Annotated in this window: 14 protein-coding genes and 1 riboswitch; of the genes, 8 read left to right on the top strand and 6 right to left on the bottom strand. The window is 52.0% G+C overall.

What is annotated here, in order from left to right; genetic code table 11:
• Positions 1 to 71 precede the first annotated feature (71 nt).
• The 6 genes from EFB08_RS22165 (at position 72) to EFB08_RS22135 (ending at position 6,944) form a co-directional block, all read left to right on the top strand.
• Complete coding sequence (locus EFB08_RS22165) at positions 72 to 1,112, top strand: threonine aldolase family protein (RefSeq protein WP_123129179.1); 1,041 nt, start codon at positions 72 to 74, stop codon at positions 1,110 to 1,112.
• A gap of 508 nt (positions 1,113 to 1,620) precedes the next feature.
• Positions 1,621 to 2,397 (top strand): hypothetical protein, encoded by a 777-nt coding sequence (locus EFB08_RS22155; RefSeq protein WP_123129177.1) that lies wholly within the window; start codon positions 1,621 to 1,623, stop codon positions 2,395 to 2,397.
• Positions 2,398 to 2,594: 197 nt separating this feature from the next.
• Complete coding sequence (locus tag EFB08_RS22150; RefSeq protein WP_123129176.1) at positions 2,595 to 3,269, top strand: Crp/Fnr family transcriptional regulator; 675 nt, start codon at positions 2,595 to 2,597, stop codon at positions 3,267 to 3,269.
• On the top strand, positions 3,250 to 3,906 hold the full coding sequence (locus EFB08_RS22145; RefSeq protein WP_123129175.1) for a CatA-like O-acetyltransferase: 657 nt from the start codon (positions 3,250 to 3,252) through the stop codon (positions 3,904 to 3,906). Before EFB08_RS22150 ends, EFB08_RS22145 begins: the two co-directional genes overlap by 20 nt.
• 123 nt (positions 3,907 to 4,029) lie before the next feature.
• Positions 4,030 to 4,272, top strand: a complete 243-nt coding sequence (locus EFB08_RS22140; protein WP_123129174.1) for a hypothetical protein — start codon at positions 4,030 to 4,032, stop codon at positions 4,270 to 4,272.
• Between the two features lie 491 nt (positions 4,273 to 4,763).
• The gene (locus tag EFB08_RS22135; RefSeq protein WP_123129173.1) at positions 4,764 to 6,944 is read left to right on the top strand and encodes a S9 family peptidase; all 2,181 of its coding nucleotides are present in this window, start codon (positions 4,764 to 4,766) and stop codon (positions 6,942 to 6,944) included.
• A gap of 277 nt (positions 6,945 to 7,221) precedes the next feature.
• On the opposite strand, the gene EFB08_RS22130 is transcribed toward EFB08_RS22135, so the two are convergent.
• The 5 genes from EFB08_RS22130 to EFB08_RS22110 all read right to left on the bottom strand — a co-directional run bounded on the left by EFB08_RS22130 (position 7,222) and on the right by EFB08_RS22110 (position 12,526).
• Entirely contained in the window at positions 7,222 to 8,307 is a 1,086-nt protein-coding gene (locus EFB08_RS22130) for a fatty acid desaturase family protein (protein ID WP_123129172.1), read from the bottom strand.
• Between the two features lie 214 nt (positions 8,308 to 8,521).
• Positions 8,522 to 9,457 carry an alpha/beta hydrolase gene (locus tag EFB08_RS22125; protein WP_123129171.1) on the bottom strand — a complete coding sequence of 312 codons (936 nt, stop codon included), beginning with the start codon at positions 9,455 to 9,457 and terminating at the stop codon, positions 8,522 to 8,524.
• Positions 9,458 to 9,556: 99 nt separating this feature from the next.
• A complete protein-coding gene (locus EFB08_RS22120; RefSeq protein WP_123129170.1) occupies positions 9,557 to 10,063 on the bottom strand; it encodes a DinB family protein in 507 nt (168 codons plus the stop codon).
• 98 nt (positions 10,064 to 10,161) lie between these two features.
• Positions 10,162 to 11,655 (bottom strand): peptide MFS transporter, encoded by a 1,494-nt coding sequence (locus EFB08_RS22115; protein WP_123129169.1) that lies wholly within the window; start codon positions 11,653 to 11,655, stop codon positions 10,162 to 10,164.
• Between the two features lie 202 nt (positions 11,656 to 11,857).
• On the bottom strand, positions 11,858 to 12,526 hold the full coding sequence (locus EFB08_RS22110) for a hypothetical protein (protein WP_123129168.1): 669 nt from the start codon (positions 12,524 to 12,526) through the stop codon (positions 11,858 to 11,860).
• Between the two features lie 405 nt (positions 12,527 to 12,931).
• Between EFB08_RS22110 and EFB08_RS22100 the strand changes: the two genes are divergently transcribed.
• On the top strand, positions 12,932 to 13,414 hold the full coding sequence (locus EFB08_RS22100; RefSeq protein WP_165865000.1) for a phospholipase D-like domain-containing protein: 483 nt from the start codon (positions 12,932 to 12,934) through the stop codon (positions 13,412 to 13,414).
• A gap of 256 nt (positions 13,415 to 13,670) precedes the next feature.
• Positions 13,671 to 13,776, top strand: a riboswitch (SAM riboswitch).
• A gap of 390 nt (positions 13,777 to 14,166) precedes the next feature.
• The gene (locus EFB08_RS22095; protein ID WP_123129165.1) at positions 14,167 to 16,773 is read left to right on the top strand and encodes a M14 family metallopeptidase; all 2,607 of its coding nucleotides are present in this window, start codon (positions 14,167 to 14,169) and stop codon (positions 16,771 to 16,773) included.
• 933 nt (positions 16,774 to 17,706) lie between these two features.
• Here EFB08_RS22095 and EFB08_RS22090 read toward each other — a convergent pair.
• The gene (locus EFB08_RS22090) at positions 17,707 to 19,086 is read right to left on the bottom strand and encodes a RagB/SusD family nutrient uptake outer membrane protein (protein WP_123129164.1); all 1,380 of its coding nucleotides are present in this window, start codon (positions 19,084 to 19,086) and stop codon (positions 17,707 to 17,709) included.
• Between the last annotated feature and the right edge of the window lie 6 nt (positions 19,087 to 19,092).

The following is a 19,092-nucleotide window of genomic DNA, read 5'->3' as shown; positions in this document are numbered from 1 at the left end:
GGTGTAGGTATAGGCCTTATAGCCTTACACCAGTATCTTTGGGGCTTTTCGTAGCACCTTACCAAACCACCATGCTTTACAGTTTCACCAATGACTACAGCGAGGGTTGTCATCCCAACATCCTGCAACGGTTAACCGAGTCAAACCTCACGCAACAGCCCGGGTACGGAAACGATGCATTCACTCAGGAATCGGTGGCGGCCATAAGGGAGTTGTGCCAGAAACCCGAGGTGGAGGTGCATCTGGTGGCCGGCGGTACCCTGGCGAACCTGATTGTGCTGAGCGCTTTCCTGAAATCGTATGAATCGGTAATTGCCGCGGAGACGGGGCATATCAACAACCACGAAGCCGGAGCTATTGAAGCCACCGGACACAAAATAGAGACGGTAGCCACGCCAGACGGCAAACTTCGTCCCGAGGATATCCGGCCGCTCGTGAATAAGTTTCCGGAGTACCATACTGTTAAGCCCCGGATTGTCTATATCTCCAACTCCACCGAAATAGGCACCATCTACAAAAAGCAGGAACTGGAAGAACTATCGGCTTTCTGCCACCAGAATAACCTGTTGCTGTACATGGACGGTGCCCGCATGGCCATGGGCCTCACCGCCAAGAGCAACGACCTTACCTTAGCGGACATCGCCCGGTTAACTGACATTTTCTACCTGGGAGCCACCAAGTGCGGCGGACTCATCGGCGAGGCAATCGTGATCGCGAATACCAGCCTGCAGAAGGATTTCAAATACTTCATCAAACAGCGGGGCGCCCTCATGGCCAAGGGAAGGTTGTTCGGGATTCAGTTTGCCGAATTACTGAAAAACAACCTCATGTTTGAATTGGGCAACCATGCCAATGCGTTGGCCCAGCGCATCGCACAGCATTTCCAGACGTTGGGCTTCACCTTCTTGACGCAGTCTGAGACAAACCAGATCTTCCCTATCCTGCCAGATGCCTTGATTCAGGAGCTCTCTAAAAAGTACGGGTTCTTTGTCTGGAAGAAAATGCAGGAAGGCTATTCTGCTATCAGGATCATCACATCCTGGGCTACGCCCGAGGAATATGTAGACCAGTTCATTCAAGATGCCACTGCTCTTTCAGAGCAGGCAAAGTAACTTCATAGTTGCAGAAAGAAAACCCGTTTAGGGGCTGGTTTAGGTAAACTAGCCCCTAAACGGGTTTTCTGTTTACAGGCGTACTCCCTTGAATCTGGTTTACACCCTTCCTTGTCCCTAATACTCCACAGGATTGATACCCCCTTCCAAGGAGGACGGTATGCGGGTAAAAGCTTCAGGGGCAATGGAAGGTATAGAGAAAAAGGAACTGTCTGTTGGCTAAGTAGCCTGGCAAGCCCTGGATTCCTTTTCATGTACTTCAGGAACACCCATTCCAAATAAGCAGAAAACAGAGCCAACGCTTTCCTGGCTAAGAATCAGTCTTCTCTTTGAGTAGGGCTATTTCCGGCTTGGTTCCTGAAAAACAGCCTTACAGCCCGAAAAGGAGAAAGTGCATAGGGGCAGCTTCCAAGCTTCCTGTCAGTTAGGGGAATTTAAACCAGACCACCGCCCCACAGATGGGCATCGGTCTTTATCCTGAAACCAACCACTTATATTCTTTACGTGTATGAAAGCTCTTGTTAAAACCCTGGCCTACCTCCTAGCTTTTGCCTTTTTCACCTTCGCGTGTTCAGAAGACGGTGCTGAGCAGCCTCAACCCGGCAAAACTATCAATGAATGGGGTCAGTCTATGCTGCAGATAGAACAGATTGCCACCGAAATGGAACTCCTGGCCCGCGGCATCCATCCTAATGGCAGCAATTTCCTGGCTTGTTCCTCTGTTCAGAATGAGAACACCACCGAGGGACTGGAAACCACTTTCACCTTTTCGGGTGCCTCTCCCTGCCTGGACGGAAAAACCCGAACCGGCAACATCATCATGTACACCAAAAACCAGCCGAACCTGGAAGTGGTTATTTACCTGGATAACTACCAGGTGAATGGCGCCAAGTTGGAAGGGGCCTTTGCGTTCCAGATGATTCAGGTACCCGGGAAAACATCGGCCATCAGAATGGTGAGCAGCAATGCCCAGGTAATTCCGGCCACCGGAGGTAGTTTCCGTTATTCCCTGAACCGGGTAACTCACCTGAAAGAAGGTGCTGGTACCCCGCAAGATGCCTCAGACGATGTGGTGGAACTCTACGAAGCCGAATACAGCTGCCTAAAACAAAACGGCGCTTTTGAAGCCTCCCTCCTGGCTCCTGCTTTGGTGAAGAAGTCCTGTGTGGCTCCGGCTAACATCAGGCCCATCCAAGGCAAGATTCTGATTGAGATGACCACCGGCGAAAAAACAACGCTTAACTATGGAGATGGCACCTGCTCTGCCAAACCTTTTGCCGAGTAAAACATTTTATTCCAATATCGTTTTAGCCTCCTTTTCCCAAAAACAGGGGTAAAACTAACTTCTTCTTCTAGGGCCGGAATAGCTTTATTCCGGCCTTTTACTTTTACAAAGGAATCTATTCTTCCTTATTTTAACCGAATTATTCCAGAAAGACAAATGTCCTTTCCTGCCCTGCCAGAAGGCTGTAAGTTTGTGGCATGGAAGAGCATTTCTATACCGAGTACCGCACCAAGACCTCAGTGTTCCTTCAGACGAACGCGGCCCTGTTGGAGCGGTACCATCTAAAAGAGGTCCAGATACAGACCCAGGAAATACTTTTGAAGCAAGGCACCGCACCCAAGGGCGTGTACATTCTTACGTCAGGATTGGTGAAGGTAACCCGTACTACCGCAGCCGGCCAACTGTTCACTTTGGGCGTGTTTGGCCCTGGTGAGGTGGAGGGCGATGTGGAAGCGCTCATGCAGATGCCTTATTTCTGCACCGTGCAGACGCTTACCCCCTGCCGGTTCTACCACCTCAGCAGCGAGAGGTTCCTTGAGTTATTGGCCCGAGAGCAGGAATTCAATCTGCTCATGCACCGGTCCATGGCTTCCAAAATGCTGAATACCTCGCTGCAGTCTTCCATCCAGAGCACCAACCGGCTGTATTATACCTTACTGATTGTGCTTCGGGAGCTTTCGCGGCTGAATGAACTACAGATCTCCAAACCCCTGCTCACCGAACTGCTGGGCACCTCGTCCCGCAACCTGAACCGTTTGCTGCGCCAACTGGAGGAAGAATCCCTGTTACAGGTGAAAGGCTCCTTGGTGGTGCAGACAGACCGAAAAGAAATTGAAAAGAGAATTGAAACCTATGACTTCGAAATACACTAAACAATCTTTCCCGGTAGAAGGCTGGGCCCGTGAGGAGCAGTTCCGGTTCTTCAAGACCTTTACCCAACCCTTCTTCAACGTGCACACCGAGGTAGACATTACCCCGCTGTACCGCTATTGCAAACAACATAACGAGTCAGTGTTTCTGGCGTACCTGTACGTCACCCTGGAAGCCGCCCGCGCCACCGAGAGTTTCCGGCTGCGCCTGGAAGATGAAAAAGTAGTGCTGTACGAAGGCCTTGACCTTTCCACCACCGTCCTTCGGCACGACCACTCCATTTCGTTTGTGAGCCTCCCTTACCAACCTACGCTGCGCGATTTCAGCCTGAATTCCCGAAAACTCATCCAAAACGCCCAGGCAGGCAATCAGCTTTTCGTGGGGCACCAGGGTCCTGATCTGCTGCACCTCACCGCTTTGCCGTGGTTTCCCTCCAAAGGCATAGAACACGCGCATTCGGTGAACCCACAGGAAGCGGGCGTACCTAAAATCGCCTTCGGACAGATGGACGTTTCGCCTGCAAAAGTCACCCTGCCTATCAGCGTCGCCCTGCACCACGCCCTAGCCGATGGCTACCACGTGCACCTGTTTCTAGAACAGATGAAAGGATACATTCAGGCGTTTTCTTTTATGGATTGAGGGATTGAATGATTGAGAGAATGAGTGATTCAGAGGATAAAGGAGTTAACTGCTTTTCCTACCCTTTCCCCGCGAAATCCGTTACACCTCAAACTTATCCTTCATTTTTAACACCTCATTGAAATGACGCAACGCGAAGTAACCGATCAAGACAACCTCACCTGGACCTGCGTGCAGGCTTACGCTGGTTTGCAGGGCGATGCCGCCGAAAAAGCCACTGAACTCGCTGAAACCGAGGAAGGCACCGTTACCGTTGTCTGCACGCCCAGCGGCCAGGCCCAAACCGTTCGGCTGGAACTTCCCTCTAACTGGCTGGAAGAAACCTCAGACGAAGAGTTGGTGAAAAAGATAAGCCAGGAACGGTAACCCCAAACTATAATGGATAGGTAGGGGCAATCCCTTGTGGTTGCCTTACGCGTTTGAGAACCGTTAGGGCAACCACAAGGGATTGCCCCTACCAAAGTTTATGGAGCGACCTACTCTGCATCTTTGCTGAGGGAGCTCCTTTATAAATACTGTGAGTTGAGATTAAAGATCAAAAAAGAAGTTTCGGTCAATGTTATTCTCCTCTCCAGAAATTACCCGGATCGTAAAAAGAATTGGAATAGGCAGCTTTTCTGGTTTTCCGGCAGTAGGCACTTATGTTAGGAGTTCCGTCAATTCCAGGTCTTCAATCTGCACAGGTTAGAAACCACCTTAAAACCGGAAATCAACCTCAAAACAGCTTGCCGCAATTAGGAAAAACCTCGGTTGTGCTGGTACATGCAAAAAGCCTGCGTTCATGAAGGAATAAATTTTTAGCTTTAAGGCAGTGACTCACCTGTTTTAATGCTATTCCCATTCCTTTCTCTATCTATATGAACAAACAACTCGCGGCTTTCCTGCTTTTATTGTGGGCAAGTCTCTCCTGGGCGCAGGCGCAGCAATCAAACAACCTCGTTCAGGTCACCGATCTCCTGAAAATCAAACAGGTAGGCGCGGTGGCCCTTTCGCCCGATGGCAAGCAGGCGGTGTTCACCGTCACTTCCATTGAGCCAGACCCCGAAAAGAAAAGCGACTTCCGCTACAACACGCAACTGCACCTGCAGCCAGCTAATGGAAGCCAGGCTCCGCGCCAACTCACCTACGGCAACAGCAATGCCACCCAGCCCGCCTGGAGCCCCGATGGGAAGCAACTGGCCTTTGTGCGCGTGGTAGAAAGCAAGCCGCAAATCTTTCTGCTTTCTTTTGCCGGCGGCGAGCCCGTGCAACTTACCAAATTCAAGTACGGTGCCGGAAATCCGGTTTGGAGCCCCAACGGGCAGCAGCTGCTTTTTACCTCGGGCATCGCCCTGAATGAATTGCTCTCTGATTCTACCCTGAACCCAGCCCGGGACTTGCCTAAATGGTCGTATGAGAAACCCGGTTTCTTCCAGAACGAAAATCTGCGCACCAATCCCGCCAAACCCAACCCAGACGGTTCCCTGGCCGAGATCAGGGGCTACCTGGACCAGAACGAGAAAGACAACAAAGCCAAGGTGATTAACCAGCTACGGTTCCAGGAAGAATCCACCACTTCGTCTAACCTAAACCTGTCGCACATCTTCCTCATTGACGCCAAGCCCGGTGCCACGCCCAAAGACCTTACCGCTGGTTTTGTGTCCAGCTCTAACGCAAGTTTCCTGCCCAATGGCAAGCAGATCATTTTTGACGCCGATGCCGACGAAACCCAGAACCCTACCCGCTCGCAGGAAAACGCCATTTACCTGGTAAACACCGATGGCTCCGGCCTGAAACAACTGCTGGGCAAGAAAGGCACCTCGTACACTGGCAGCACGGTTTCTCCTTCGGGCAAGTGGATCGCTTTTCAGTACAGTTCTTCCAACCAGGTAAACATCCCGGCTTTGGGAATCTTGCCGGTAACCGGAAAAGCCACGGATCTGATCACCATTCCCTATGACCGCAACAAAAGCAATTTGGTTTGGAGCGATAACGAGAAGTACGTGTATTTCACCTCGCCTTCCAACGGTGGCATCCTGCTGAACCGCGCCGATGTCCAGAAAAGGAAAGTTGAGCCGCTCACTGACATCACCAAAGGCGTGGGTTCTTTTGATGTGAAGAAAAACCAATTGGTGTACGTGAGCACCGAGGTGGCTAATCCCAACGAACTCTACGCGGCTTCCCCCGATGCCAAAAAGCCGGTACGCCTGACAACTTTCAACCAGGAATGGGTAAGCCAAAAGAAACTGAGCAAACCCGAGAAACACACCTTCACCAACGCCAAAGGCCAGACCGTGGAATACTGGGTCATGAAACCCACCAACTTTGTGGAGGGCCAGAAATACCCGCTGCTCTTGGAAATACACGGCGGCCCCACCGCCATGTGGGGTCCCGGCGAAAACAGCATGTGGCATGAGTACCAGTACTTCGCTTCGCGCGGATACGGTGTGGTGTACGCCAACCCCCGCGGCTCTGGCGGCTACGGCGAGGAGTTCATGCGCGCCAACATCAAAGACTGGGGCGCCGGTCCGGCCAGTGACGTACTCACCGCCCTTGATAAAACTGTTGCCCAAGGCTGGGCCGACACTTCCCGCCTGGCGATTACCGGTGGTTCCTACGGCGGTTACCTGGTTTCCTGGATTCTGGGCCATGACAAACGGTTCAAAGCCGCCTGCTCGCAGCGCGGTGTGTATGACCTGAGCACGTTCTTCGGGGAGGGCAATGCGTGGCGTTTGGTGCCTAATTACTTCGGTGGCTATCCGTGGGAAGAAGCGCACAAAGGCCTCATCCAAAGCGAGTCGCCGCTGACGTATGTGCAGAACATCACCACGCCGCTCATCATCTTCCACGGCGAGAACGACCTGCGTACCGGCGTTATCCAGAGCGAGATGCTTTACAAAAGCCTGAAAGTCCTGAACCGTCCTGTAGAGTACGTCCGTCACCCGGGCGCTACCCACGAGATCACCCGGGCCGGCAACAACCGCCAGCGCATCGACCAGATGCTGCGCACCTATGAGTTCTTTGAGCGGTATCTGCAGACGAACCAGCAGGCTAAGTAATGGAAAAGTAGGGGCAATCCCTTGTGGTTGCCCTTGTGCTTGCCACTTCAGATTCGGTTGTTGGTGAGAACACCAACAACGTCCACAATCAGAACCACGCATTCCGTCCCCTTTGAAGGGGACAGAATGCGTAAAATCATCTAATTGTTTCTAATTCCGTTTAGCGCCTACTCTTCATAAAACAGCCTTAAAAGAAGAATCCCGCCCTGGAGACCGGGGCGGGATTCTTCTTTTAAACAGTCAGCTAAAAGGTAAACCCTCAAGCCTACGTATTGTTTTATTGCTGTACCAAAACGGGCTGAAGCGCCAGTTGCTTCAGATGCGAAATGTGAGACATGATAGCCGTTCTGGTTTTTGGGTACTCGTGGTAGGTGACGCCAAACTCGGCGCAGGCTTCTTTAATGATCTTGCTGATGGCCGGGTAATGCACGTGCGAAATCCGGGGGAACAAATGGTGCTCAATCTGGAAGTTCAGGCCACCGGTTAACCAGGAAATTATCTTGTTCTTGGTTGCGAAATTAGCCGTGGTTTTCAGTTGGTGCAAGGCCCACTCATCTTCAATGCGGTTCGTAGACTCAGTAGGCATTGGAAAATGCGCGTACTCCACCGTATGGGCCAACTGGAACACAATGCTCAGCACCAAGCCCGTAAACATGCCATATACTAAGAACCCTACCAACCAAGGCAAGAAACCTACGGTGTAAATAGGCACCACCACAAACAGAATAAAGTGCATCACCTTGAATCCCCAGAAGGAAAAATGGTCTTTGCCCGTCATTTTCTTAATGGGAATATCGCCTACTTTCTGGGTGAAGTACTTCGCGTAATCGGTGAAGAAGATCCAGTAAATATAAAGCATGGCATACGCCCCCCAGAAGTAGTAATGCTGGTATTTATGGATTTTCAGGTGCTCCTGGTTTTCACAGAGGCGCAGGAAAGGTCTGGCATCCAGGTCATCGTCTACGCCATCAATGTTGGTGTAGGTATGGTGGATGATGTTGTGCTTGGTGGTCCACATGTGGATGTTGGCGCCCAAAACGTTCAGAGTAAGGCCGGCGAGTTCGTTCACCCACTTCTTGCGGCTGAAACTGCCGTGGCCGCCATCGTGCATGATGTTAAACCCAATGGCCGCGGTAACGCCGCCAATGAGAACGCATTCTATCAGAGCCAGCCAAACCGGCGGCGTGAAAAACACTAAATGGACGTACAGAAACACCAGGCTGGAAAGCAGCACGGCGGCTTTGATGTATAGTTTATAGTTCCCGGAAGGATGACTTCCAATCTCCTCAAAGTAGGCGTTCGTGCGGCGTTTCAGCTCAGCGTAAAACGTGGTGGAAGGGGCAATGAATTTAGGTGTGGCCATGAAGGACAATTAGGTTGAAAATAAGCTACAGAGCCATCTCAACGGAAAATCGTCAATCAAAATCTATAACATCTTAGAAAGGTAACGCTTTCCAGGTACGATTTCATTCAGAAAACCGGCAAAACAACTATTTATTTTCTGTATACGCATTCGGCTTATACGGAGATAGAATAATCCGAAGAAATACTATCCTTCTATTCCTGCCAGCCCGAACTTACTTCTTCACGGGTGCCAAAAGCTGGTTGCTGCCCAGCCAATTCAGGCAACGGTCAAACCAAAGGTCTTTGGTGGTATTGTTGATCATCCCGAACCCGTGACCGCCTCCCTGATAGATGTGCAGTTCAGCGGGAACCTTGTGCTTAAGCAGGGCCTGGTAGAACACGATGCTGTTCTCTGAGGACACCGCACCATCGTCTGAGGCATGTACCAGGAACGTGGGCGGTGTCTGGGCCGTCACCTGCAACTCATTGGAATAAGCCTGCAGTTTCTCTTTTGAAGCCTCTTTTCCCAAAAGCCGCTCAAAAGAGCCCTGGTGCCAAAGGGCAGGATCACTGCTGATGACCGGGTAAATCAACACCAGGAAATCGGGCCGAAGGGATACGTTTTCCGTGTTTGGAATCTGCGGTCTGGTGAAGTGGGTGCCGGCGGTGGAGGCCAGGTGTCCGCCCGCCGAAAAGCCCATGATGCCCACCCGCTGCGGATTGATGTTGTACTCTTTGGCTCGTTTGCGCACCTGGTACAAGGCCTGTTGGGCATCCTGCAACGGCGTGATCTCGGGCTGGGAGGTGATGGCTGGATCTGGCAGGCGGTACTTCAGCACGAAAGCCGCCACCCCATTGGCCGCGAATTTGCGGGCCACGTCTGCCCCCTCGTGCCCCGAGGCCAGTATGCCGTAGCCTCCGCCCGGGCAGATAACCACGGCAGTGCCGTTCGCTTTCTCTTTGGCCGGTAAATAGGCGGTAAGCGTAGGCTGCCGCACCTGTGAAATAATCTCCACCCGGTCCTGGTTCACTTCCTTTTTCTCCTGGTTGGGGCCGGGCACCTCGTTGGGGATCTTGCCTTCGTACAGTGGTATTTCCATCGGTTTTGATTGACTGGCGGCGGTAATAGAAAGGCCCACCAAGGACCACAACAGTAACAGTTTTTTCATGGACAAGTACGTTTCAACACATAGAAAGCTGCTTTGAGGCCGGTTTTTCTAAAACACCCTCAAAGCAGCCCATTGATTTACCTTCAGCATGACAGGGGGTCACCCTCCAAATTTCTCGTCGGCGGTGGGGCCGTACATGCCGGGCACCGGAACATCCAGCAGGCGCAGGTACACACTCAATTGCCCCCGATGGTGTATGAGGTGGTTCATGGCCAGGTTCCTTATCACGACCTGCTTGGGCATGGAAGCTATGACGTGGCCGCTGCTGCGTAGGGTCCAGGTTTTACCAATCTCTACCACGTTGGTATCATTCAGGGCCTTTACCGCTTTTTGGTAGTTTTCCTCAAAATGGGCCATTAACTCCTGGTGCGTGGTTCCGGTAAACGGGGTATAAGTCTCGGGACTTAAATCCAACTCGTCCGTCTTCAACACTGAGGCAATGAACAGTCCCGGCAACTCGGCCACATGCGCCGCCAGCCTTTTCAAAGACATGCTTTTAGGGTGCGGCTTCCAGTCAAAGTGTTCTTCGGGTACCCGTTCCAGCATCTTTCTGGTGTTGGCGGCCTCCTGCTCAAACTGGCGTAATAGCTTTTGGTTTAACTCCATGTTTCGTTCGGGTTAAGGTGTGTAGCGGTAAGTTAAAAAAAAGAACGGGAGCAGGAAATATCCCGGCTCCCGTTCTTTTGCAGGTACTGGCTGAAGGCTTACCGCACCTCGCCCATCCACCTCCGGATAACCCGGTTGAACAGAATCAACACCACGCCAATGCCCAAAGACCAAAGCCCTATCTGGTTCAGGATCTGGGCATAGTACGGCAAGGAAAGCACCGGATTATCAACCACGTTCTCGGGCACGCTCATCAAAGCCCCGATTTTGCTGGCCAGGAACTCCCCTACCGCGCTGGCGAAAAACCAGATTCCCATCATCATGGCCACGATGCGGGCGGGCGACAACTTGGTGATCATGGATAACCCGATGGGGGAAATACACATCTCCCCGCAGATAATGAAGAAGTACCCGGCAACAAAAGTGATCAACGGAATGAGGCCGCTGCCCTGGCTAGTGACGCACCCCAGGTAGAACACGTAGAAGCCCAACCCTACCAACACAAACGACAACCCGAACTTGGTAGGAGTATTCGGTTCAATGCCCCGGCGGTTGAGGGTTGGCCACAACCAAGCAAAGAAAAAGCTAAGGATCACCACCCAGGCCGGAGGCAAAAAGTTATTGACGGCCAGGGCCGGAAGCTCTACCCCGCCCACGTGCATGTCCACGTTGCGCATGGCGAAGAGATTGAGAGAACCGGCATTCTGCTCATAGAATGCCCAAAACAAAGCCGAAAACACAATCAGCACCAAAGCCGCAAACAGCTTGAACCGGGCTGCCGCCTCCATTTTAAACGCAATGAACAGGATGTACAGAATAGAAAGCGCCCCCAACCCGAACATAATGAAGTCCATGATCTCATAGCGGTTGAAAAGCGCCACGATCACCGGAATCACCGCCAGGGTAGCCACGTAAATCACCACTTCCTTGCTGATGCCCGCAAACACCGGTGCCTTCAAATCGGCGGGATTAGGCGGAAGCCCCCGGTCACCCAAAGATTTCTTGCCTATGGCAAACACCACCAAGCCCAGGATCATGAACAGCCCGGCCAACCCGAAGCCATAATGCCAGTCTATCTGCTGCCCCACGTACCCACAAAGCAATCCGCCCAGGGCCGCGCCAATGTTAATGCCCATGTAGAATATGGAGAACCCGCTGTCTTTGCGGGGATCATTGTCTGAGTACAGGGTGCCAACCAGGCTGGAGATGTTGGGTTTGAAGAAACCGTTTCCGCAGATGATGAAAGCCATTCCGTAGAAGAAACTCCAGTCCTGCGGCACCGCCAACACCAAATGCCCGATGGTCATGAGAATTCCGCCGTACATCACGGCCTTGCGCCCACCCAGAAACCGGTCACTCATCATGCCCCCGAACATGGGCATGGTGTACACCAGCGCCGCGTACGAGCCCAGGATGGCGTAGCCTTTGGGTTCATCAAATTTGAGTTCAGTGATCATGTAAGCCAGCAGCAGGGCTTTCATGCCGTAGAAAGAGAAGCGCTCCCACATCTCGGTGAAGAAGAGCATGTAGAGCTGCTTAGGGTGTCCCTTAGAGGCCGGCGCCTCGGGGATTCGTGGTTCAGTTAAATCCATATCAGGTGCTAAACGGAATTTTTTTCGCTTTATTGACCGGACAATTTAGGGGTTATTGCCGGAAATCAAGGCAAGACGATCAAATTCTGTTTTCAGGCCGATTTACGGAAAAGAGGCCCTAAACGAAGAAGGCGCCGAAGCGCTCCGTTTCTTTCTAAACGAAGCGCTTCGGCGCCTATCGCAAATTATGCTGCAGCTTTGCTTAGTGTCTCAGTTGGGCCAGTTGCTGCTTCAGTTCCTCCACCTTGTTGGCCTCAGACTGCTGCTCGCGCTTCAGTTTGATTTCTTTTTCGCGGGCCAGTTGTTTGTGGGTTTTGAATTCCTCGGTGAGTTCATCGTAGGCCCTTATTTTCTCTTCGGTCACGCGGTTGCTGTTTTTGTACATAAAGGCGAACGCCGCCGCAATAGCTGCCAACGCCAAAATAATCACCAAACTCACAATCACGTACACCTGCTTGTCCATGTCAATGCCCAGCACCGACAGGCTAGCCACGTCATGTGCGCCCTGCTGAATCTGTTTTTCCTTTTGGGCGTTCACCTCCTGCAAGGCTTGCACCTGCAACTTCTGATCGGCGAGTTCCTTTTGGGTCTGGGCCAGTTTCACGGCTGTCTCCTTTCCGGCGTTCTTAATGCTCTGTTTCCGCGCCCGCAGGGTGTCCTGCACATTCTTGAAGAAGGCATCCAGGTTGGCTTGCTTCACCACCTTGTGCGGCTGGTTGTATTTCATCTCCGTGGAAGACTTGAACTTCAGGGCGCTGAATTGTTGCTGCAAAGTGTATCTGGTTCTGTCTTTGGCGGGCGCAGGCGTCTGGGCCTGACCGGTCATCAACACGAATACACTTAAAAAGAGGGAAAGGAAAAAAGCTTTCATATAAGATCGGTTTGCTTCAATCATCTAACGGATAAAGTTAAAATTAATGATTTCCGGCCACGGGAGAAAGACAAAAACGAAAGAGTTTCATGCAGGAATCTTGAATTTTCGGCTCATTCCCGATGCAACTGCTCACTTCTCTTTCATTCTCAGCTACTTTCCATTTATAGATTTAACCCTATATAACAACCAGTTACTTAGCCTTAAATCAAGCCGACCACAGGTTTTACAAGCCGATTTCAGGTCCAAACAACCCACAGGCTGTCCGGTACGCCCACAGGCTTTTGGCCTTCTTTCTGAAAATCAGCTTTAAAACAAGGTTAAATGGAGGCTTTCTCTTAGGGACGCAACCCAATAGCCGCTAAAAGGGTATCTTTCCCATCTGAACCCCTAACCCTATCCTGCGTGAAATCTGTTTTTTCTCTGTTCAAGAGTGCTCCCAAAGGAAAAAGCGCCGCCTACTTCAGCCCCGGCGAAGACTGTTTATCCGCGATTCAGGAATGCCTAAGGGCCGCAAAATCGTCCCTGAGAATCTGCGTGTTCACCATTTCCGATGATCGCATCACGCAGGCCATTCTGGCGGCGCACCGCAAGGGCATCAAGATTCAGCTGCTCACCGACAACGAGAAACTGTTTGATAAGGGCTCAGACATCCGACAACTGGCCCAGGCGGGCATCAAAGTAAAGGTGGACAACACTACCAACCACATGCACCATAAATTTGTCCTCGTGGATAATACCCAGGTCCTCACCGGCTCCTACAACTGGACCCGCAGCGCAGCACTTTACAACCACGAAAACGTGCTGGTTACCTCAGACCCGCAAGTAGTGGCAGGCTATGCCCGGGAATTTACCCGGCTTTGGAACGAGATGACATTTTTAACCTAAATCCAGCCTGGTTCCAGCATGGGGATTCATTTCTTCCTGGAGGCATCTCTTATAAGTTAACAAGGGATTTCCTTTGCTTTACTTCCACGGGGTTTGGTGCATCAGCCCCGGGGTTTTCTGCCTCTTTTTACAGAAAGGGCTAATAAACGCTCTCCAAAACAGCTGTTCACCAAGCCTTTGCTTGATCGGTCCGCAAACTTCAAATATTCTATATTTCTTTTGCTATATAACCACCTGCTTTCTACCTTAGCCCCTGAAATTATACCGAAGAGGGGAGAGAGCAGGCTCTGAGAACCTCTAGCAACCGTTAACTAAGTTAAAAAGGTGCTAACTCCTGCCCAGCCAAATGGGAAATATAAGTTTTCAGACCATGAGTAGCAGCAGCCACAACCTTTACAGCGCAAATCTTCTTTCATTCTCTACTGCTTCAGGCGACTCCACTGCCTGTATGCCTTCTTGTTGTTACTGTTAGTTTCCTTAGATTTTCCGGGCTCCCGGGCTTCTACCATCCTGCGCTGATGCAGCGCAGCTCTATTTTCTAAGACTCAATTTCAGTTTCATTCCTTATGTACACGGCACTTGCGGAGGCAAGGGCAAAGAAACCGGCCTTTGCCTGGACGCACTCTTTGCACGCCTGCCTCTCCTCTACCCTGGCGGCGCTCTTCCGCTTCCTCTCCCTTTGCTGTTGCGGAAATGTCTTTCCTCACCGCTACGCTTTTAACCCATTTTTTGAAAATCACCTTTAAAACAACATGAAATCATCCTTACGTACTTACAGGCCACTTCTGGTCCTGGCCGCCTGGGTTCTGACCATCGTTCCAGCCCTGGCGCAAAGCAGCTATTATTTCCCGAAGACGAAGAATTTTGACACCGCCATTCCTACGCCCGAGCAGTTTCTGGGCTACGGCATAGGTGAACGCCACAGCCGCTACGAGCAATCGGTGGCTTACCTCAAAGAACTGGACCGGTTATCAGACAAAGTGAAAGTGCAGACCATTGGGTTTACCTATGAACTGCGGCCGCAGGTGGTGGCCATCATCACCTCGCCTGAGAACCACACCCGCCTGGAGGACATCCGCAAAGAACACCTGCAACTCGCCGATGTTTCCAAACCACTGCCTAACCTGGGCACTGCGCCGGTGTTCGTGAACCTGGGCTACAGCGTGCACGGCAACGAGGCCTCCAGCCTGGAAGCCTCCCTCCTCACCGCCTACTACTACACCGCCAACCAAGACCCGGAAACGCAACGTGCGTTGAAAGAGGCCGTTATTTTGCTCGACCCTGCTCATAACCCCGATGGCCGTGACCGCCACGCCAACTGGATCAACGTGCACCAGAGCGACCCATCCGTAGCTGACCCCGCCGATTGGGAGCACAACGAGGTGTGGCCCGGCGGCCGTGGCAACCATTACTGGTTTGACCTGAACCGCGACTGGCTACCCATTGCGCACGTGGAAAGTAAAAACCGCCTGAAATTTTACCATGAGTGGCTGCCTAACGTAGTCATCGACTTCCACGAGATGGGCACCAACTCCACCTACTACTTTGAGCCCAGCAAACCCTACGGCTCTGAGAACTATCTGGTGCCCCGCAGCACCTATGACAACCTAAACGTGATCATCGCCAAGTACCACGCCGCCGCGCTGGACGAGATCGGGTCGCTGTATTTCACCAAAGAGCAGTACGACAATATCTATCCCGGCTACGGCTCCACTTATCCTGATTTCCAGGGTGGCGTGGGCATCACCACTGAGCAAGCCAGTTCCCGCGGCAACCGCCAGGAGAACTCCACTGGCGTGCTGACCTTCGCCTTCGGGATCCGGAACCACCTGAGCACCGGTTTGGCTACCGTGAAAGGCGCCGTGGAGAATCGGGAAACTTTCCTGAAACACCAGCGAGAGTTCTATAAATCCGGCATCGCCGATGGCCGTAAGAACCCGGTGAAAGCCTACGTGTACGGCGAGAAGCACGATGCCACCCGCCTGCGTAATTTCACGGAACTGCTTCTGGCCCACAAAATTGAGGTGTATGAACTGCCGGGTAACCAGACCATCAACGGCACCGCCTTTGAGAAAGGGAAATCCTTTGTAGTGCCCACCGAGCAACCGCAGTACCGCCTGGTAGAATCCATCTTCGCGAAGAACACCAATCTCCCCGACAGCGTGTTCTACGATGCCTCCACCTGGACCCTGGCCCTGGCTTATGGCCTGCCACACGTGGGCGCGACCAAACCCGTGAACCGCGGAAGCCGTGTAGCTACGCTCCCCGCTCTCACCGCCACTGCTCCTCCAAAAAGCAACTACGCCTACCTGCTAGACTGGACCGATTACAACACCGCCGGTGCCCTGTACCAACTGCAATCCTTGGGCGTAATCGCCCAAACCGCTCTGAAACCTTTCACGGCTAACACAACGGCCGGAGCCAAAGACTATCTGCCGGGTGCCATCACCATTCCGGTAGCTTCTCAGAAAATCTCTGGTGATTCACTGTACAAAGCCATCCAGAAAGTAGTTGCGGACCGCAAAATCAACATCGCCTCAGTGAACAGCGGGTTCAGCGCGAAAGGCATTGACTTAGGCAGCAGCAACATCCAGACCATCCGCAAACCCGAGGCGCTGATGCTGGTAGGCAACGGCGTGATGGGCCCGGAGGCCGGAGAGGTGTGGTTCCTGTTGGATTCGCAGTTGAAGATGCCTATCACCAAAGCCGAGTTCAGCTCTTTCCCACGCCTGCCTTTGGCCCGTTACAACACCATCGTGCTGGTGAGCGGATCCTACAATAGCCTGGACAAAAACACCGTGGACAAGCTGAAGCGCTGGGTGACCGAAGGCGGCACTTTGATTACGTTCAAAACCGCCTCTGAGTGGGCCATCAAACAAGGCATCGCCAATGCCCGCCTTATCTCTCCCGCTGATACTGCCACGAAAACTGTGCGCCAGGGCTACGTCAACGCCCGTGAACTGGAAGGCGCCAAATCAGTAGGCGGCTCTATTTACGAGACTGACTTGGATATCACCCACCCGCTGGCCTTCGGCTACACCTCGCGTAAACTGAGCGTGTACCGCAACAGCAGCGTATTCCTGGCTCCTAGCAAGAATTCGTATGAAACGGTGGCCCAGTACACCGCTAATCCGCTACAAAGTGGGTACGTGTCTAAAGCCAACCTGAAGAAAATCGCCAACTCCGCTTCCTTGTTAGCGCAGAACCAAGGCCAGGGCACCGTGGTGCTTTTTGCTGACAACCCTAATTTCCGGGGAAGCTGGTACGGCACCAACCGCCTGTTCTTCAACGCCCTGTTCTTTGGCAACATTATTAAAACCGTTGGTGGTGTACCTGCTGGGGCAGAGGAAGAGGAATAGAGCCTGACCTGTTAAGCACAAGGCATCAAAACAGATATACTTTGTTTTATTGTCATCCTGTAAGGATCTTGGTGGCGAACGGCAATAGCGTCAACTAAACGACTTTCTAGCTTGCCCACAAGATCCTTCTAGGATGACAACAGGGTTATACTTACAGGATTATTTATTTAAAAGCGGCTACCCTTCGGTAGCCGCTTTTTTGTGCTGTTCTAATTGTGAAAGGAAGTACGGGTAACTCGCTAGAACTTCAGAAAAGACTATCAGCATGTCGGCAAAGTAGGTAAATCATCAAGTGGCAATAGGATGTTTAGAGCCTCTTTTTGGGAAAATGACCACAAAACGCATCACCACATTTGTCTTTTAATCGCGAGGAAGTAAAATGCCGAAAAACAAAAGTACAGCTCTTCGGGAGTTGAACTCCCCAGCAGTTTTCTTCAAGAGGAAACTCTGGAAGAGCAATGCACTTTCACTTTACTGTTGTTACAATGTGCAACCCTCCAATGATAGTAGATTCGGAAAGCAGGGAATGACCAATGTCAAGTGAATCCAAGTGATGTCTTGTAATTGGTGCTTTAAGATTGTGTTCAGCGTAAAAACTACTATCCATTAGATAATGGCATTTACCTTCACCGTCCTGTAAACTAAATAACCAACCATGCTCAGTAGTAAAACTGCATTCTATAACTTTTAATCTAATCATTATGCTTTTGTTAGATCATTATACAACCACAATTTACTCACAAATAAGGTATCAATAGAATACACATCAATCCAAAGCTCCAACCTACTCCAAGTCTACCCCTTTAATTGTTCAAACCCTCAAATACAACACTGCTTTAAACCCCTTTTCCTAAAAACAGTCCCAAAACATCGTAAAAAAAAAGGAGTACCGCAGGGCGGCACTCCTTTTCACAAGCAAAGAAAGAATTACAATCAATATCCTGGGTTCTGGTCTTCCGGTCCCAGGTCTGGGTCAGCGACAATGTCAGCATTAGGAATGGGGTACAGGAACTTGTTGGGGTCCGTGATGCCTAGCACGGCTTGGGCGCGGCCGGTGCGGATGAGGTCAAACCAGCGGTGGCCTTCAAAGGCGAGTTCCAGTTTGCGTTCCTGCTCTATGGCCAGCAACAGCCCTGGTGCATCAGTCAAGGTCAGTTTCTCTAGGCGGGCTCTTTCCCGTATGGCGTTCACATCGGCTAGGGCGCCTGCCAGGTCAGGAGCGGCTTTCTTCACGCGGGCTTCAGCGCGAATGAGGTACTGTTCGGAGATTCTCAGCAGGAATGCAGGGTCATCGCTGGTACCGTTCCGGAAGTATTTTTTGCCGTAGACAATGGCACCGGAGGTCCCGATGAGGATGCTACGGGCTCCACCCACGGCTGGGTTGCGCAACTCGCTGGTGATAGTTTGGCCAGGAATCCACTCCAGGCGACCGCCGCTTGAGCTGGGCAGCCAATAAGACGCGTGGCTGTTGCCGTTGGCGGTGGTGTAGGCCAGTTCCAGGATGCTTTCCGGGGTGAGCAGACCCTGGATGGTTTGCTCGTACGGGAACACCAGCTGGGCTTTTTTCACTTCAATCACCTTGGTCGCGTAGTTCTCGGCCTCGGTCCAGTTTTCCTGGTAGAGGTAGAAGCGGGCTTTCAGGGCCCAGACGGCCAGCAAGGAGGCACGGGCGGGTGTAGTGTAGGAAGCTCCCACGGCTCCGTTCTCCACCTCGGTGAAAAACTGCTCGGCTTGGTTCAAGTCTGACAGCACCTGGGCGTAGGTTTCGGCTTTGGTGGACCGCCCGATGCCTTGTCCGTCCAGTTTAGAATCTGTTGGTGTGAGAACCAACTGGGCGCCGCCCCAGGCCCGGGCGATGTCAAAGTACGCCAAGCCGCGCAGGAAATGGGCTTCAGCTAGGATGCTTTTCCGGAGGTTATCGGTTAAGGCTGGGTCCTGGATGGCCGGCACATCGGCAATGAGGTTGTTGGCGAGGTTGATCACGCGGTAAATCTGCCGCCAGGTGCTCAGGATAGAGCTGTTCTCTGACTGGATGCCGTTGCGGTCAAACTGCCGGTAGAAGTCAAAGGACCCGATGGACTCTGCCTCGTCTGAGGACAGGTAAGACAAAGCCGGATAATCCAGGCCATAGTAGCTGTTGCTTTGGAGCTCGCTGTAAGTACCAAGTAAGGCAGCCTGGGCACCACGGGCATCTACCAGGGCAGTGGAAGACAAGACCTCGGTGGCCGGATCCGGCTCCAGCAAATCGCAACTAGAGAAGAGGACGGCGGCGGCTAAGACAAAGGTTTTATAGGAAGTAAGAATCGTTTTCATGGCTGT

The organism is Rufibacter latericius (assembly GCF_003721515.1).
GTDB classification, from domain to species: Bacteria; Bacteroidota; Bacteroidia; order Cytophagales; family Hymenobacteraceae; genus Nibribacter; species Nibribacter latericius.
The sequence above is the reverse complement of the archived record's forward strand: the minus strand, read 5'-3'. Positions and strand labels throughout refer to the sequence as shown.

Excerpts from the sequence above, each read along its gene's own strand:
- EFB08_RS22165 (WP_123129179.1), top strand. The coding sequence starts at position 72 with ATGCTTTACAGTTTCACCAATGACTACAGCGAGGGTTGTCATCCCAAC.
- EFB08_RS22155 (WP_123129177.1), top strand. The coding sequence starts at position 1,621 with ATGAAAGCTCTTGTTAAAACCCTGGCCTACCTCCTAGCTTTTGCCTTT.
- EFB08_RS22150 (WP_123129176.1), top strand. The coding sequence starts at position 2,595 with ATGGAAGAGCATTTCTATACCGAGTACCGCACCAAGACCTCAGTGTTC.
- EFB08_RS22145 (WP_123129175.1), top strand. The coding sequence starts at position 3,250 with ATGACTTCGAAATACACTAAACAATCTTTCCCGGTAGAAGGCTGGGCC.
- EFB08_RS22140 (WP_123129174.1), top strand. The coding sequence starts at position 4,030 with ATGACGCAACGCGAAGTAACCGATCAAGACAACCTCACCTGGACCTGC.
- EFB08_RS22135 (WP_123129173.1), top strand. The coding sequence starts at position 4,764 with ATGAACAAACAACTCGCGGCTTTCCTGCTTTTATTGTGGGCAAGTCTC.
- EFB08_RS22130 (WP_123129172.1), bottom strand. The coding sequence starts at position 8,307 with ATGGCCACACCTAAATTCATTGCCCCTTCCACCACGTTTTACGCTGAG.
- EFB08_RS22125 (WP_123129171.1), bottom strand. The coding sequence starts at position 9,457 with ATGAAAAAACTGTTACTGTTGTGGTCCTTGGTGGGCCTTTCTATTACC.
- EFB08_RS22120 (WP_123129170.1), bottom strand. The coding sequence starts at position 10,063 with ATGGAGTTAAACCAAAAGCTATTACGCCAGTTTGAGCAGGAGGCCGCC.
- EFB08_RS22115 (WP_123129169.1), bottom strand. The coding sequence starts at position 11,655 with ATGGATTTAACTGAACCACGAATCCCCGAGGCGCCGGCCTCTAAGGGA.
- EFB08_RS22110 (WP_123129168.1), bottom strand. The coding sequence starts at position 12,526 with ATGAAAGCTTTTTTCCTTTCCCTCTTTTTAAGTGTATTCGTGTTGATG.
- EFB08_RS22095 (WP_123129165.1), top strand. The coding sequence starts at position 14,167 with ATGAAATCATCCTTACGTACTTACAGGCCACTTCTGGTCCTGGCCGCC.
- EFB08_RS22090 (WP_123129164.1), bottom strand. The coding sequence starts at position 19,086 with ATGAAAACGATTCTTACTTCCTATAAAACCTTTGTCTTAGCCGCCGCC.